The organism is Belnapia arida (assembly GCF_016773205.1).
GTDB classification, from domain to species: Bacteria; Pseudomonadota; Alphaproteobacteria; order Acetobacterales; family Acetobacteraceae; genus Belnapia; species Belnapia arida.
This window is the reverse complement of the sequence record NZ_JAETWB010000015.1, coordinates 39,737-52,133: the sequence shown is the minus strand read 5'-3', so window position 1 is coordinate 52,133 and position 12,397 is coordinate 39,737. Positions and strand designations below refer to the sequence as shown.

At 68.9% G+C, this 12,397-nt stretch carries 10 protein-coding genes; 2 read left to right on the top strand and 8 right to left on the bottom strand.

What is annotated here, in order from left to right; genetic code table 11:
- The first annotated feature begins 66 nt into the window (after positions 1–66).
- Together JMJ56_RS21495 and JMJ56_RS21490 are read left to right on the top strand one after the other, a co-directional pair.
- The gene (locus JMJ56_RS21495) at positions 67–777 is read left to right on the top strand and encodes an ImuA family protein (RefSeq protein ID WP_202833829.1); all 711 of its coding nucleotides are present in this window, start codon (positions 67–69) and stop codon (positions 775–777) included.
- 74 nt (positions 778–851) lie between these two features.
- Positions 852–1,301, top strand: coding sequence for a hypothetical protein (locus JMJ56_RS21490; protein WP_202833828.1), 450 nt, complete (start codon positions 852–854; stop codon positions 1,299–1,301).
- A gap of 3 nt (positions 1,302–1,304) precedes the next feature.
- On the opposite strand, the gene JMJ56_RS21485 is transcribed toward JMJ56_RS21490, so the two are convergent.
- The 8 genes from JMJ56_RS21485 to JMJ56_RS21450 are packed head-to-tail and all read right to left on the bottom strand — an operon-like array spanning position 1,305 to position 12,392.
- On the bottom strand, positions 1,305–2,840 hold the full coding sequence (locus tag JMJ56_RS21485; protein ID WP_328702444.1) for a DHA2 family efflux MFS transporter permease subunit: 1,536 nt from the start codon (positions 2,838–2,840) through the stop codon (positions 1,305–1,307).
- Entirely contained in the window at positions 2,837–4,003 is a 1,167-nt protein-coding gene (locus JMJ56_RS21480) for an HlyD family secretion protein (protein ID WP_202833827.1), read from the bottom strand. The genes JMJ56_RS21485 and JMJ56_RS21480 overlap by 4 nt, the downstream gene beginning before the upstream one ends.
- Positions 4,004–4,054: 51 nt before the next feature.
- Positions 4,055–6,004, bottom strand: coding sequence for an acetyl/propionyl/methylcrotonyl-CoA carboxylase subunit alpha (locus JMJ56_RS21475; RefSeq protein WP_202833826.1), 1,950 nt, complete (start codon positions 6,002–6,004; stop codon positions 4,055–4,057).
- Positions 6,001–7,608, bottom strand: coding sequence for a carboxyl transferase domain-containing protein (locus JMJ56_RS21470; RefSeq protein WP_202833825.1), 1,608 nt, complete (start codon positions 7,606–7,608; stop codon positions 6,001–6,003). The genes JMJ56_RS21475 and JMJ56_RS21470 overlap by 4 nt, the downstream gene beginning before the upstream one ends.
- A complete protein-coding gene (locus JMJ56_RS21465; RefSeq protein ID WP_202833824.1) occupies positions 7,605–8,780 on the bottom strand; it encodes an isovaleryl-CoA dehydrogenase in 1,176 nt (391 codons plus the stop codon). The genes JMJ56_RS21470 and JMJ56_RS21465 overlap by 4 nt, the downstream gene beginning before the upstream one ends.
- On the bottom strand, positions 8,780–10,399 hold the full coding sequence (locus JMJ56_RS21460; RefSeq protein ID WP_202833823.1) for an acyl-CoA synthetase: 1,620 nt from the start codon (positions 10,397–10,399) through the stop codon (positions 8,780–8,782). The genes JMJ56_RS21465 and JMJ56_RS21460 overlap by 1 nt, the downstream gene beginning before the upstream one ends.
- The gene (locus JMJ56_RS21455) at positions 10,399–11,604 is read right to left on the bottom strand and encodes a phenylacetate--CoA ligase family protein (RefSeq protein WP_202833822.1); all 1,206 of its coding nucleotides are present in this window, start codon (positions 11,602–11,604) and stop codon (positions 10,399–10,401) included. The genes JMJ56_RS21460 and JMJ56_RS21455 overlap by 1 nt, the downstream gene beginning before the upstream one ends.
- Positions 11,595–12,392, bottom strand: a complete 798-nt coding sequence (locus JMJ56_RS21450; RefSeq protein WP_202833821.1) for an ABC transporter ATP-binding protein — start codon at positions 12,390–12,392, stop codon at positions 11,595–11,597. Before JMJ56_RS21450 ends, JMJ56_RS21455 begins: the two co-directional genes overlap by 10 nt.
- Between the last annotated feature and the right edge of the window lie 5 nt (positions 12,393–12,397).

Genomic DNA, 12,397 nt, shown 5'->3' with positions numbered 1-12,397 from the left:
TGCCGCATCGGGCGTTTTGCGATTGACCGCGGGGGACCTCGCACAGGAACATAAGACGAACCCGGCATGAACCCTTTCCCCGACGACACCCCCTTGCCCTCGCTCGACCGCCCGGCCCTGCGCGCGGCGCTGGCGGCGCGGTCCGCACGGCACGCCAGCCCGGCTGGTGGCCTTTCGCTCTGCCCGGCGATCAACGCCGCACTGCCGGGTGGCGGCCTGCCTTGGGCGGCGCTCCATGAGGTGCTGGTGGAGGAGCCGGAAGCGGCGGCCGAGTTCTGCGCCCTGCTGTTGGCGCGAGCCGCGGCCGTGGCGGGCGGCAGCCTGCTCTGGATCGCGGCGGAGGGCTTCCCGACCGGGCTGGGCCGCTTCGGCCTCTCCCCCACCGACCTGCTCCTGGTGCGGGCGGTGCGGCCGGAGGATGCGCTCTGGGCGATGGAAGAAGGCCTTGGCAGCCCTGGCATCGCCGGCGCCGTGCTCTGCCTCGATGGGGTGGAGCCAATGGTCGCGCGGCGCTTGCAGCAAGCAGCGGGGGCCGGTGGCGGCCTGGGCCTGCTGCTGCGACGGGATATGGGTGATTCAAGCGTGGCGACGCGTTGGCGGGTCGGTGGCGGTAGCGCCGGCCTGGGCGATCCGCGATGGCGGCTGGAGCTGCTGCGCTGCCGCGCCGGGCGGCCGGGGCGTTGGGATGCCGTCTGGCGCCCAGCGGCGGAGCGACTGGAAGTGGAGGAGGACGAGGCAGAGGCGTCGCCTGCCCCGCTGCGCCGGCGGGCACGATAGAGTGAGCAGCCATCGCTTATTTGCGAATGGTTCTCAGTTGCGATAGTCTCCTCTCCTGCGTCGGAGAGAGCGATATGGCGACACATGGCCTTCCCGCCTGGCCCTGGGCCGATACTGAGACCGCCGAGCTGCCGCCGGCCGAGGCTCTGCTGCTGGAGGGCATGCGGCGATGGGCCCTGGCCGCCCGCACCGGCGCCGCGACCCTCGCGGCGATGCGGCTGCCCTTCATTGCCGAGGATGCCGTGGCGGCGCTCCGCCCGCTCGATGCGCTGATGCGGGCGGTGAGCGCCAGCGGCATGCCGGGCATCGCCTGCCTGCTCTGCCCACGGGCGACGCCGAGCGAGGCGGAGTTGCTGCTAGCCATGGCGCTGGCGCAGCGGGGCTGCCGCAGCCAGGCGCTCGGCCTGCTGCTGCGCTACGTCCCACCGGCCCAGGCCTATGCGGCGATGCCGGAGGCGCTGCATCTCGGCATCGCGCTGCGGGGCGCCGGGCTGCTGCTGCGGAACCCGCTGCGGATGCGGTGAGGTTCAGTGGCCGCCCGGCCCCGTCCGCGGCCGGGCGACGATGGCGACGCAGGGGATGGCGAGCAGAAAGAGCATCGCCATCAGCACCAGCACGTCGTTGTAGGCGAGCACCAGCGCCTCCCGCTGCATCAACCCCTGGAGGCGCCTGAGCGCAGCGAGATCGGCCGGCACATCCGGCTGGACGAGGGCGATGCGCGCCGCGAGGTTGTCCAGCCAGACGGGAACGTTGGGTCGCGCCCAACCAAGCTGCTCCGTCAGGTGCTGGCGATGCGCCGCGCCGCGCCAGGTGACGCTGGTGTTGATCGCAGCCAAGCCGAGCGCACCGCCCAGGTTGCGCATCAGGTTGTAGAGCGCCGCGGCGTTCTTGATCTCGGCCGGCGGCAGGGTGCCGAAGGCGATCTGGTTGATTGGCATGAACATGAAGATCATCGCCGTGCCGCGCAGGCCGAGCGGCACCGCCATCTCCCAGAAGCCGCTGAGGTTGGTCAGCCGTGCGATCCAAAGGCATGAGGCGATGAAGAGCAGCATGCCGAGGACTAGCAGCAGCCGCAGGTCCATCAGCTTCGCCAGCCGCCCGGCGAGCGGCGCCGAGAGGAACATGCAGAGGCCGGTGATGAAGAGCGTCTCGCCGATCTGCATCGAGGCGTAGCCGCGGACGCGCGCGAGGAAGAGCGGCAGCACGTAGACGAGGCCATAGAGCCCGACTCCGACGACGCAGCTCAGCAGGCAGCCCATCAGGAAGTTGCGGTTGCGGAAGGCGCGGAGCTGGATGATCGGCTCGGCACGGGTGAGGGCGCGCCAGAGGAAGAGTGCGCCGCAGAGGGCGCAAACCAGGGCAAGATGCGTGATCTCCGCATCGTCGAACCAGCCCCAGCGCGGGCCTTCCTCCATCACGTATTCGGCCGAGCCGAGGAAGCCCGCCATGAACAGCAGCCCCCACCAGTCGAAGCGGGCAAGCAGGCCGGGCTCCGGCCGGTCTATGTCGAGGGTGAGCCAGGCGGTGACGGCGACGGCGGTACCGATCGGCAGGTTGATAAGGAAGAGCCAGTGCCAGGAGAGCGCCTGGGTCAGCCAGCCGCCGAGGCTTGGGCCGATGGTGGGTGCCAGCGTCGCGGTGAGGCTGATGAGCACGCTGATCTTCACCCGCTCCGCGCCGGGATAGAGCAGGAAGCTGGTGGAAAAGCAGATGGGGATCATCGCCCCGCCGACGAAGCCTTGCAGCGCACGCGCGACGACCATGGCAGGCAGCGTGTCGGCCAGGGCGCAGGCGCCGGAGAAGAGGGTGAAGCCGGCGCAGGACAGCGTGAAGAGGACGCGACTGGAAATGGCGCGCGAAAGGAAGCCAGAGAGCGGAATCATCACGATCTCGGCGATGAGGTAGCTGCTCTGAATCCAGCTCGCCTCATCCGGCGCGGCGGCGAGACCGGCCTGCACCTCGGCGAGCGAGGCGGAGACGATCTGAATGTCGAGGATCGCCATGAACAGCCCGACGACCGTTGCGCCGAAGCCGATGCGGTGGCGGAGGCTCGGGCCGCTCACGGCACGGCGCGCCAGGCCCCGAGGCGGGCGGCGGCCGCGGACCAGAGGCCGCGCGTAGCGGAGGGGTCTGCACGGGTATCCACCTCGGCGGTGACGGAGAGGCCAGGGCGCAGCAGGGCAAGCTGTGCCGCCTCGGCCGGGTCGAGGACGAGGCGAACGGGAACGCGCTGCACGACCTTGGTGAAATTCCCCGTTGCATTCTCCGGTGGCAGCAGGCTGAAGAGCGCGCCGGTGGCCGGGGCGAGGCTCTCCACCCGGGCCCGCAACGCAAGGCCGGGAATGGCATCGACCGCGAGCCGCACCGGCTGGCCGGGGCGGAAGCGCGGCAGCTGCGTCTCCTTGAAATTCGCCGTCACCCATTGCCGCTCCGGCGGTGGCGCGACGGCGATGAGCTGCTGGCCGGTGCGGACGAACTGGCCGAGCTGCGCCGCGCGGTTGCCGACGATGCCGTCGAAGGGCGCGCGAATGATGGTGTTGCCGAGGTCGATCCGGGCGCGCTCGGCGGCGGCGGCGGCCTGGTCGCGCCGGGCCTGTTGCTGGACCTGCATCGCCTCCAGCACATCGAGTTGCTGGCGGGTGACGCTCAGCTGGGCAAGGGCGGCGGCGACGGCGGAATCGGCCTTGCGCTGGTCGGCCACCGCACGCTCATTGGCCTGACGGCTGGTCCAGCCGGCGCCGACGAGCGTGCCGGCGCGGCGGGCTTCGGCCAGCGCGCGGATCTGCTCGGCGCGCGCCTGCTCGAGCTGGGCCTCGGCATTGTCGATCTGGGCACGCTGCTGGGCGAGCTGCTGGCGGAGCGTCGCCATGCCGGCCACCGCCTCGGCGAGCGTGGCCTCCGCCTCCGCCAGCCGGGCGCGCCACAGGCCCTGGTCCAGCTCGATCAGCGGATCGCCGGCGGCGACGCGCTGGTGGTCGACCGCCAGGATGGCGGCGACATGGCCCTCGATCCGCGGCGCGAGGGTGGCGATATCTCCCTGGATGTAGGCGTTGTCGGTCGATTCCAGCCATCGCCCGACGAGCAGCCACCAATTCACCCAGAGCGCCAGGAACAGCAGGGCCAGAACCAGCGCCGGCCAGCGCAGCCGGCGGAGCCAGCGCCGCCGTCTTGCCGGGCCGTGACTCGCTGCGGGCATCGCGGGGCGGGTTTCGTTGAGGACGTTCATCCCGTTCCGAAAGGGCTTCCTCCGCTACGAGAAACCCATCCCCGGGCGAGGTCAATCGGCGGCGGCCAGGGTGACGAGTTCTGCCCCTTCCTCCACGCTGTCGCCGGGCGCGCAGCCGATATGGGCGACGACGCCATCGGCCGGGGCGGTGATGCGGAGTTCGGTCTTCATCGCCTCCAGCACGGCGAGGACCTGGCCGCGAGTGACGGACTCGCCAGGCTGGACAAGCACCTGGACAACGCGGCCGGGGATCGGCGCGGACAGCCGCCCGGCACCGGCGGCCTCGCCGCCCGGCGGGGCGTAGGGATCGAGCCAGCGGAGGGTCCATTCGCCCTCGGGCAGCATTACCTGCACCGCCTCGCCGTCGCGCAGGATGGGGACGCGATGGGCGGTGCCGTCCAGCACCACCTGCAAGGCACCGTCCGCCAGGCGGCGCCCCGCGAGCAGCAGGTCGCCCGCCCATCCCGCTCCGGAAGCGGTGAGGCGCAGGCGATGTACCGCCTCGCCATCCGCCAGCATCAGCAGTTGGGAGCCGGCGCCTTGAAGGCGCCAGCCATCCTGCCGGTTCCAGGGGTTCGGAGATGCGGCAGCGGATGGCAGCAGGGCGTCGAGCGCCGCGGCGGCGAGGGCGATGCGCGGCGCCGGGCCAGGCGGCGGCTGCAGCGCAGCGGCGTGGCGCCCGGCGAAGCCGGTATCGAGCTGCGCCGCCAGCATAGCCGGATGCGCGGCGAGGCGCGCGAGGAAGCCGAGATTGCTGGCGATGCCGGCGATGCGGCACTCCGCAAGGGCCGCGGAGAGCCGGGTGAGCGCCGCTTGCCGGTCCGGCCCCCAAGCGACCAGCTTCGCGATCATCGGGTCGTAATAAGGGGTGATGGCATCGCCCTCGACGACGCCACTCTCGATCCGCAGATCGGGCGCCGGCGATGGCAGGTGGAAGCGCCGCAGCGGTCCAGTGGAGGGGCGGAAGTCCCGTGCCGGATCCTCCGCATAGAGTCGGACCTCGACGCTATGGCCATGCGGCGCCGGGGCGGCGCCGAGCGGCAGCCGCTCGCCAGCGGCGATGCGGAGCTGCCATTCGACCAGATCGAGGCCGGTCACCATCTCCGTGACGGGGTGCTCGACCTGGAGCCGGGTGTTCATCTCCATGAAGAAGGCGTCCTCGCCCTCGACGATGAACTCCACCGTGCCAGCCGAGACATAGCCGACCGCCCGCGCTGCGGCGATGGCGGCCTCGTGCAGGCGGGTGCGGAGCGCCTCCGGCAGGTCGGGCGCCGGCGCCTCCTCCAGCACCTTCTGGTGGCGGCGCTGCACGGAGCAGTCGCGGGTATGGAGGTGGATGGTATTGCCGTGGCTGTCAGCGAAGACCTGCACCTCGACATGGCGCGGCCTTTGCAAGTAGCGCTCCAGCAGCACGCGGTCGTCGCCGAAGGCGGCCTTGGCTTCGCGCCGGGCGCCCGCGAGCTGGGTGGGAAAATCCTCGGCACCCAGGACCGGGCGCATGCCCTTGCCGCCGCCGCCGGCGCTGGCCTTGATCAGCACCGGGAAGCCGATGCGCGCCGCCTCCTCCGCCAGCCGCGCCTCCCCCTGCGCCTCGCCATGGTAGCCGGGGACGATGGGGACGCCGGCGGCTTCCATCAGCCGCTTCGATTCCGCCTTGCTGCCCATGGCGCGGATGGCGGCCGGCGGCGGGCCGACGAAGGCGATGCCGGCCGTGGCGCAGGCCTCGGCGAAGTCGGCATTCTCCGAGAGGAAGCCGTAGCCGGGGTGGATGGCCTCCGCGCCGCTTTCCTTCGCCGCGGCGAGGATGCGGTCGATGCGGAGATAACTCTCCGCCGCGCGCGAGCCGCCGATCGGCCAGGCGGCATCCGCCATCAGCACATGCTGCGCTTTCGCATCCGCCTCGGAAAAGACGGCGATGCTGCGGATGCCCATCCGGCGGGCCGTGCGGATGATGCGGCAAGCGATTTCGCCGCGGTTCGCAATGAGGAGCGTCTTGATCACATGCGGAACACGCCGAAGCGCGTCTCCCCGATCGGCGCGTTGCAGGCGGCGGAAAGGCCGAGGCCGAGCACGTCGCGCGTCAGCGCCGGGTCGATGATGCCGTCGTCCCAAAGCCGCGCGGTAGCGTAACAGGGCGAGCCCTGCGCCTCGTACTGGGCGCGGATCGGCGCCTTGAAGGCGGCTTCCTCCTCGGCCGGCCACTGGCCGCCCTTGGCTTCGACATTGTCGCGGCGGAGGGTGGCCAGCACGCTCGCCGCCTGTTCCCCGCCCATGACGCTGATTCGGCTGTTCGGCCAGGTGAAAAGCAGGCGCGGCGAATAGGCGCGGCCGCACATCCCGTAATTACCGGCGCCGAAGCTGCCGCCGATCAGCACGGTGAATTTCGGCACGGCGGTGGTGGCGACGGCGGTGACGAGCTTGGCGCCGTCCTTGGCGATGCCGCCCGTCTCGTATTTCCGCCCGACCATGAATCCGGCGATGTTCTGGAGGAAAAGCAGCGGGATGCCGCGCTGACTGCACAGCTCGACGAAATGGGCGCCTTTCTGTGCGCTCTCCGAGAAGAGGATGCCGTTATTGGCGAGGATGCCGACCGGATGGCCCCAGATGCGGGCGAAGCCGCAAACCAGTGTCGCGCCGTAGCGCGCCTTGAACTCGTCGAACTCCGATCCATCGACGATGCGGGCGATGATCTCCCGCACGTCATAGGGCTGGCGAACATCCTGCGGGATGATGCCGTGCAGCTCAGCCGGATCGTAACGTGGCGGCATCGGCGCGGCGAGATCGAGGCTGGCCCGTGCTTGCCGGCCCAGCCGGCCGACGATGCGCCGCGCGAGGCCAAGCGCATGCATGTCGTCCAGTGCGAAATGGTCGGCGACGCCGGACAGGCGGGTATGGACATCGGCACCTCCGAGATCCTCTGCGCTGACGATCTCGCCCGTCGCCGCCTTCACCAGCGGCGGGCCGCCGAGGAAGATGGTGCCCTGCTCTTTGACGATGATGGCCTCGTCGCACATCGCCGGGACATAAGCGCCGCCGGCGGTGCAACTGCCCATCACTACGGCGATCTGGGGGATGCCGAGCGCCGACATATTGGCCTGGTTGTAGAAGATACGGCCGAAATGCTCACGGTCGGGGAAGATCTCGTCCTGGTTCGGCAAGTTGGCGCCGCCGCTGTCGACGAGATAGATGCAAGGTAGGCGGTTCTGCAGCGCGATCTCCTGCGCCCGCAGGTGCTTCTTCACAGTGATCGGGTAGTAGCTGCCGCCCTTCACCGTCGCGTCGTTGGCGACGATGATGCATTCGCGCCCGGCGACGCGGCCGATTCCGGTGAGGATGCCGCCGGCCGGAACCTCGCCACCATAGAGGCCATGCGCCGCGAGCGGCGACAATTCGAGGAAGGGCGCGCCCGGGTCAAGCAGCCGTTCCACGCGCTCGCGCGGCAGCAGCTTGCCGCGCGAGGCGTGGCGCTGCCGCGCCGCCTCAGGCCCGCCGAGCGCGGCCTGCGCGGCGTGTCCGGCGAGTTCCGCGAGCAGCGCCCGCATCGCCTCGGCATTGGCGCGGAACTCCGCGCCGCGGGTATCGATGGAGGAAGTGAGGATGCTCATGCGGTCTCGCGGAACAGCTCGCGGCCGATCAACATGCGGCGGATCTCGCTGGTGCCGGCGCCGATCTCATAGAGCTTGGCGTCGCGTAACAGCCGCCCGGTCGGCGTCTCGTTGATATAGCCCATCCCGCCAAGGATCTGGATGGCATCGAGGGCGATGCGGGTCGCGGCTTCGGCGGCGAAGAGGATGGCGCCGGCCGCATCCTTTCGCGTCGTCTGGCCGCGGTCGCAGGACCGGGCCACGGCGTAGACATAAGCCCGGGAGGCGTTCAGCGCCGTGTACATGTCGGCCACCTTGCCCTGGATGAGCTGGAACTCCCCGATCGCCTGGCCAAACTGCTTCCGCTCATGGATATAGGGCACGACGATGTCGAGCGCGGCCTGCATGATGCCGAGCGGCCCGGCCGCGAGCACGGCGCGCTCGTAGTCGAGGCCGGACATCAGCACCCGCACGCCCTCGTTGACGCGGCCGAGGACATTCTCCTCCGGCACCTCGCACTCCTCGAAAACCAGTTCCGAAGTCGGCGAACCGCGCATGCCGAGCTTGTCGAGCTTCTGCGCCGGACGGAAGCCCTTGAACCCCTTCTCGATCAGGAATGCGGTGATGCCGCGCGGCCCGGCTTCCGGGTCGGTCTTGGCATAGACCACCAGCGTCTCAGCATAATGCGCGTTGGTGATCCACAGCTTGGTACCATTGAGGATGTACCGGTCACCCCGCTTGTCCGCCCGCAGCCGCATCGAGACGACATCCGAGCCGGCGCCGGGCTCGCTCATCGCCAATGCGCCAAGATGCTCTCCATTGATGAGCTGCGGAAGATAACGGCGCTTCTGCTCCGCGCTGCCGTTGCGGGCGATCTGGTTGACGCACAGGTTCGAATGCGCACCGTAGGATAGGCCGACCGAGGCGCTGGCGCGGCTCACCTCCTCCATCGCCACGCAATGGGCGAGATAGCCCATATTGGCACCGCCATGCTCCTCATCGACGGTAATGCCATGCAGGCCGAGCGCACCCATTTCCGGCCAAAGGTGGCGAGGGAACTCGTCGGTGCGATCGATCTCGGCGGCGAGCGGCGCGATGCGGCCCTCGGCGAAGCCGCGCACGCTGTCGCGCAGCGCATCGATCTCCTCGCCAAGCCCGTGATCGAGGCTCGGGATGGTGACATTGCCGGGCATCAGCCCTCTCCCCTGGTATAGCGGCGCCGCAGCTCGCCGCGCATCACCTTGCCGGTGGCGGTGAGCGGCAGCGCATCGGTGAAATGCACCGCGCGCGGATAGACATGCGCGGCGAGCCGCGTCTTTACATGGTCCTGTAGGGCACGCGCCAAGGCATCATCCGCGGTGACACCGGGCGCCGGGAGGATGATGGCGGTGACGGCCTCGGTGCGCAGCGGGTCGGGCAGGCCGATGACGGCGGCCATGGCAACGGCGGGATGCGCAGCGAGGCAATCTTCGATCTCGCCCGGGCCGATGCGATAGCCGGCAGAAGTAATGATATCGTCATCGCGGCCGATGAAGCGGAACCAGCCTTCCCCGTCCTGCTCGCCCTGATCGCCGGTGAGCAACCAGTCGCCGACGAACTTGGCCGCGGTTTCCTCAGGCTTGTTCCAATAGCGGAGGAACATCACCGGATCGGGCCGGCGGATGGCGATGGTACCATGCTGGCCGGGTGGCAGCACATGGCCCTCGGCATCGAGCACCGCGACCTCGTGCCCTGGCACCGCACGGCCCATCCAGCCGGGCCGCGGCGGCATCAGCGTGGCGCAGGAGGAGATGACGAGGTTGCATTCGGTCTGACCATAAAATTCGTTGATCGTGCAGCCGAAGGTCACCCGCCCCCAGTCGAGCAACTCGGCACCGAGCGTCTCGCCGCCGCTGCCGATGCTGCGTGGCCGGGCACCGAAACGTGTCGGATCGGGGACCATGCGCAGCATTTTCAGGGCGGTCGGCGGCAGGAAAGCATTGCGCACGCCATGCTCGGCCATGAGCCTGTAAGCGAACTCCGGATCGAATTTCACCATGCGATGGGCCAGTACCGGCACACCATGATAAAGGCTCGGCAGGAGAACGTCGAACAGGCCGCCGACCCAGGCCCAGTCTGCAGGCGTCCAGAACAGGTCGCTCGGCTGCGGGAAAAGATCCTGCGGCATCTCGACACCGGGCAGGTGGCCAAGCAGCACGCGATGCGCATGCAGCGCTCCCTTCGGCGCGCCGGTGGTGCCAGAGGTATAAATGATGACGGCAGGGTCATCGGCCGCCGTATCCCGTGTTGCGAAGGCGTCGCTTGCCCGCGACATCTCCAGACGAAGGTCGAGGGCGCCCTGCCCTGTCCCATCCGCACTCAGCACCAGCCGAAGCGCCGGCAGGTCGAGACCCGACAGCTTCGCCAGCCCGACCGCATCCGTTATCAGCGCTATGGCGCCGCAGTCGCGCAGCCGGTACTCCAGCGCCTCCGCCTGGAACAACTGGAACAGCGGCACCGCGATCGCGCCAAGCTTGTAGATGGCAAGATGCGCGATCGCTGCTTCCGGCACTTGCGGCAGCAGAACACCCACTCGGTCACCGGGACGGACGCCATGAGCCGTCAGCACATGGGCCAACCGGTTGCTCTCGGCTTGCAACAAATCGAAGGTGATGCGGTCCGTGCCGCCATCGGCGCGGAGATGCAGCAACGCCAGGCGCCCACTGCCATCCGCCCAGCGATCGCAGCAGGCAGCGGCGATGTTGAAGCGAGCGGGCACCTTCCACCGGAAGGCGCTGCGGATCGCCTCGTAGCTGTCCCCCTGCGGCAGCATCAGCCCGGCACCGGACGCGCATCGTCGATGACCTTGCCATCATTCGGCAATGTCCCGGGCGCGACGCATTCAACCTGGCCACGCAATTTCGTCGCGGCCTGCAAGGCATCCGCCAGTGCCGAAGCCGCCTCCGCCGGCGCCTCGGCACGCAGCACCATGACATCGCGTTCTCCATCGAGCGAGACGACGAGCCGCGCCTTACTCGCGCCCGGCACCGCACGCAGGACCGCCGCGACCTGCTCCGGCCGCACGAACATGCCACGCACCTTCGCTGCCTGATCCGCGCGTCCCATCCAGCCGCGGATACGCCGGTTGGTGCGGCCGCACGGTGACTGCCCCGGCAGGATGGCGGACAAGTCACCGGTGGCAAATCGGATCAGTGAATGATGTGGGTTGACGGTAGTGACAACGATTTCCCCGACCTCGCCATCCGGAACGGGGTCGCCGGTGCCTGGCCGAACGATCTCCACTATGACCCCTTCATCAATGATGAGGCCCTCGCGCGCCTCGCTTTCATAGGCGATGAGGCCGAGATCAGCTGTGCCATAGCTTTGCAGCACGGTAAGGCCACGCTCCGCATACCAGCTTCGCAGGCTCGGCAAATAAGCACCACCGGTGACGTGGCCGAGCGTCAGCGATGAAAGGTCGAGGCCAAGTGCGTCGCCCTTCTCCAGGATGGCCTTGAGGAAGTCCGGCGTGCCGCTGTAGCAGCGCGGCCGCAACTGCGCTGCAGCCTGGGCCTGCAACTCCGTATTGCCGGTGCCGGCTGGAAAGACCGGGCAGCCAAGCGCCCGCGCACCGCTCTCGAGCATGCTGCCCGCAGGCGTGAAGTGATAGGCGAAGCAGTTGTGCAACAACTCGCCGGCTCGCAGGCCGGTTGCGTGCAGCGCCCGCGCAAAGCGCCAGTAGTCGGGCGTCGCAGCCTCGGGCTCGTAGATCGGCCCAGGGGAAGCGAAGACGCGGGCGAGCTGATCGAAAGGTGTTGCCACCACGCCACCGAAGGGCGGGTTGGCCGATTGCTGCGCCAGGAGGTCGGACTTCCGCGTCACCGGCAGGTTGGCGAGAGGCCCGTCCGGTAGTGTGGCATAATGTGGTGCATGGGCTCGGGCATGCGCGACCTGCCGGGCCAGCGCCGTGGCCTGCGCGGCCTCGCGCTCATCCGCGCTGCGGATCTCAAGCGCGTCGAAATACTTCGCTAGAGCCACCGCTTCCTCCGCTTGTAGCTTTTGAGGTTCTTGAAGCTCTTGCGCTCGGCGCCATGACCGCCGAGGTAGAACTCCTTCACGTCCTCATTGCTCGCCAGCGCCTCGGCCGTACCGTCGAGCACGACCTTGCCCTGTTCCATCACATAGGCATAGGTGGCGATGGAAAGGGCCATTCGTGCATTCTGCTCGACCAGCAGAATGGTGATGCCGAGTTCCTCGTTCAGCCGGCGGATGATGGCGAAGACCTCCTTCACCAGCAGCGGCGACAGGCCCATCGACGGCTCGTCCATCAGGATCAGCTTCGGTCGTGCCATCAGTGCGCGACCGATGGCGAGCATCTGCTGCTCGCCGCCCGAGAGGTAGCCGGCAAGGCCGGTCCGTTCGCGCAGCCGCGGGAAGTAACCATAAACCCGCTCGATATCCGGCTTCACCTCGTTGTCGCTGCGGGTGAAGGCGCCTAGACGGAGATTCTCAAGGCAAGTCATGTCGGCGATGATGCGGCGCCCTTCCATCACCTGGAAGATGCCGCGCCGCACGATCATATGCGGGTCGACGCCATCGATCCGTTCGCCGGCAAAGCGAATCTCGCCGCGGGTGACCTCGCCTTCCTCAGTCTTGAGCAGGCCGGAGATCGCCTTCAGTGTCGTTGACTTGCCGGCACCGTTGGCGCCGAGCAGGGCAACGATCTTGCCCTGGGGCACTTTCAGCGAGAGGCCGCGCAGAACGAGGATGACGTCGTTGTAGACGACCTCGATGTTGTTCACCTCGAGCAGTGGCGCGGCCTCCATGGCGC

Bases quoted from the DNA above. Each gene is read 5' to 3' on its own strand.
- JMJ56_RS21495 (WP_202833829.1), top strand. From the start codon at position 67: ATGAACCCTTTCCCCGACGACACCCCCTTGCCCTCGCTCGACCGCCCG.
- JMJ56_RS21490 (WP_202833828.1), top strand. From the start codon at position 852: ATGGCGACACATGGCCTTCCCGCCTGGCCCTGGGCCGATACTGAGACC.
- JMJ56_RS21480 (WP_202833827.1), bottom strand. From the start codon at position 4,003: ATGAACGTCCTCAACGAAACCCGCCCCGCGATGCCCGCAGCGAGTCAC.
- JMJ56_RS21470 (WP_202833825.1), bottom strand. From the start codon at position 7,608: ATGAGCATCCTCACTTCCTCCATCGATACCCGCGGCGCGGAGTTCCGC.
- JMJ56_RS21465 (WP_202833824.1), bottom strand. From the start codon at position 8,780: ATGCCCGGCAATGTCACCATCCCGAGCCTCGATCACGGGCTTGGCGAG.
- JMJ56_RS21460 (WP_202833823.1), bottom strand. From the start codon at position 10,399: ATGCTGCCGCAGGGGGACAGCTACGAGGCGATCCGCAGCGCCTTCCGG.
- JMJ56_RS21450 (WP_202833821.1), bottom strand. From the start codon at position 12,392: ATGGAGGCCGCGCCACTGCTCGAGGTGAACAACATCGAGGTCGTCTAC.